Source organism: Alicyclobacillus fructus (assembly GCF_017329605.1).
Taxonomy (GTDB): domain Bacteria; phylum Bacillota; class Bacilli; order Alicyclobacillales; family Alicyclobacillaceae; genus Alicyclobacillus; species Alicyclobacillus fructus.
Genome location: NZ_JAFMTY010000055.1, coordinates 1 through 2,589 on the forward strand (window position 1 = coordinate 1; position 2,589 = coordinate 2,589).

3 protein-coding genes are annotated in these 2,589 nt (G+C 57.9%); all 3 read left to right on the forward strand.

The window, feature by feature from the left end:
* Positions 1-82: 82 nt before the first annotated feature.
* From tnpA to tnpC, 3 genes are read left to right on the forward strand one after another with little or no spacing between them, the layout of a single operon-like run.
* Positions 83-415 carry an IS66 family insertion sequence element accessory protein TnpA gene (gene tnpA / locus J3481_RS14240; RefSeq protein ID WP_148260084.1) on the forward strand — a complete coding sequence of 111 codons (333 nt, stop codon included), beginning with the start codon at positions 83-85 and terminating at the stop codon, positions 413-415.
* Positions 409-771 (forward strand): IS66 family insertion sequence element accessory protein TnpB, encoded by a 363-nt coding sequence (tnpB, locus tag J3481_RS14245; protein ID WP_014463047.1) that lies wholly within the window; start codon positions 409-411, stop codon positions 769-771. Before tnpA ends, tnpB begins: the two co-directional genes overlap by 7 nt.
* Positions 772-816: 45 nt before the next feature.
* Complete coding sequence (gene tnpC / locus J3481_RS14250) at positions 817-2,442, forward strand: IS66 family transposase (RefSeq protein WP_206832783.1); 1,626 nt, start codon at positions 817-819, stop codon at positions 2,440-2,442.
* Positions 2,443-2,589: the final 147 nt, after the last annotated feature.

Genomic DNA, 2,589 nt, shown 5'->3' on the forward strand with positions numbered 1-2,589 from the left:
GTAAGCGTCAAACCAAACCCACATGGTGTTTGCCCTCCTGCTGCTTGAAAATGGGCTCATCAAGCATCGGGAGGGTTCTTGTATGCGAGAGCACATATCTCACCAGGAGCGTCGTGAACTTTGGCGTGAACGTATCGCTGCCTTCTACGACAGCGGCCAGTCCGCCAGTCAGTTTTGCGCTGAGCACGGTCTGAAACCCCATCAGTTCTGGTACTGGCTTCGCCGACTACGAAACGAAACCGCACCTGGCACGCATGACGCGACGTTCGTATCGGTCGTGACAGCCTCATCACCTTCGGATGTAAGCCGTTCGCCCCTGACCCTGCGCATTGGTTCGGTCGAGATTGACGTCCGTCCCGGCTACGACGCCTCGACACTTGCTGAGCTCATTCGGCTCGTGATGCACGTTTGCTAGCCTTCGACTGGATTTCGGATCACCGCGTGTATCTCGCCTGCGGCGCCACGGACATGCGCAAATCCATTGACGGACTTGCCGCACTCGTTCAGGCGTCGTTTCAACTCGATCCGTTTTCGCCATGCCTGTTTGTCTTCTGCAATCGGCAACGGGACAAACTCAAAATCCTGCACTGGTCGCACAACGGCTTTTGGCTGTACTATCGGCGCTTAGAGCGCGGTCGATTCGATTGGCCAGAGACTGGCGATGCCAAGACCATGGTGATTACACGGCGAGAGTTGAACTGGCTCCTGGATGGCCTTCCACTCGAGCAGCCCAAAGCGCATCGAGCTGTGCCTGCCCGTTCTGCGATTTGAACGGGACAAGGAGGAATCGGATCCACGTTGTCGAATGCTTAGGGCATGACGCACGAGAACGGCACCATCACCATGACTGAACAAGAATACGAGGCCCTTCAGCGGGAAAAGGAGCAATTGCGCCAACAGGTGGCCTACTTGGAGGAGCAGATCCATCTGCTCCGTCATCGTCTGTTTGGGCCTTCCAGTGAAAAGCGCCGCAAGACCCAGGCTGAGTCGGACAGCGTCCAGCTCTCGCTGTTCAACGAAGCCGAAGTCGAGGCGGACGCCACAGCTTCTGAGGAGACCGAGGAAAGCGATACGGACGCGACGTCAGAAGGCGTGGAGACGGAGACCATCACGTATGAGCGCCGGAAGCCTCGTGCGGCGCGGGAGCGTGACGCCTGGCTGTATCAGGGCGAAGCAGACGAGGTCGTCGAATACCGACTGTCAGATGACGAGCGAGTCTGCCCGAAATGTGCGGGTGAGCTGCATGAGATGAGCCGTGAGATCACGCGGCGCGTGAAAATCATCCCGGCGCAGATGAAAAAAGTCGAGTACGTGCGGTACGTGTACGCCTGCCGGCATTGTGAAGCGCAGGACGTGGAGACCCCCGTAGTGCGCGCGCCGATGCCGAAGCCGGTGCAGGCGAAGAGTCTCGCGACGCCGGGAGCGGTCGCCTATGTGATGACGAAGAAATTTGTCGACGGGATGCCGTTGTATCGGCAAGAGCAACAGTTTGCGCGGCACGGGTATCCGCTGTCCCGCCAGACGCTGGCGAATTGGGTGGTGCACGCGGCGGAGACGTGGTTAGAGCCGCTCTATGCGAAACTCCGCCAAGTGCTCTTGGCTCAGCGCTATCTACATGCGGACGAAACGACCCTGCAAGTGTTACATGAAGCCGGGCGCGCAGCGCAGACCCAGTCGTACATGTGGGTATATCGCAGCAGTATGAATGGACCGCCCATTGTCCTGTACGATTACCAGGAAACGCGAAGTGCGGACCATCCGCGGCGGTTCTTGGCAGGGTTTCAAGGGTATCTGCACGTGGATGGATACGCGGGATATGAGGGCTTACCGGATGTCACCCTTGTCGGATGTTGGGCACATGCGCGGCGGAAATTTGACGAAGCCCTCAAGGCAGTGCCTCCCAAGGAGCGAAAGGGCAAGACGGCGGCGGAAGAAGGACTGTCCTTCTGCAACGCGCTGTATGCGGTGGAGAAGAAGCTGAAGAACGCAAGCGCCGAAGAGCGGCAACGTGTGCGGATGGCCAAAAGTAAGCCCATCCTGGACGCGTTTTTGGCATGGCTTGAAAAGCAGGAACAGCAGGTGTTGCCGAAAAGCGCGTTAGGACGAGCGGTGAGCTATGTCCTGAAGCAGTGGCCCAAGCTGATTCGGTACGTCGAAGATGGGCATTTGGAGATCGACAACAACCGCTGCGAGCGGTCATTGAAGCCGTTTGTGATCGGACGGAAGAACTGGCTTTTTGCCAATACGCCGCGTGGAGCGCGAGCCAGTGCTGTGACATACAGCATCGTGGAGACGTCGAAGGAAAACGGACTGAATCCGACCGCGTATCTCACGTATCTCTTTGAACGGATGCCGAATATGGACATCAAGGATGAAGCGGCGTTCGAGGCATTGTTGCCCTGGTCAGAAGGGCTCCCGGAAGGGATTCGAGTGAAGAGGTGAAATTTCAAATTTATCAGCGAAGGCCCTGCCGGCGACGGCGGGCCTTTCGTATGGAAGGACGAGTCCTTGAGCACCCATGCGGAGCCGGGCGGATGCTCAGCCCCACGCCTGACACATGAGTCAAGGTGTAGTTCGGTTGACGTTTAC

Bases quoted from the DNA above. Each gene is read 5' to 3' on its own strand.
- tnpA (WP_148260084.1), top strand. From the start codon at position 83: ATGCGAGAGCACATATCTCACCAGGAGCGTCGTGAACTTTGGCGTGAA.
- tnpC (WP_206832783.1), top strand. From the start codon at position 817: ATGACGCACGAGAACGGCACCATCACCATGACTGAACAAGAATACGAG.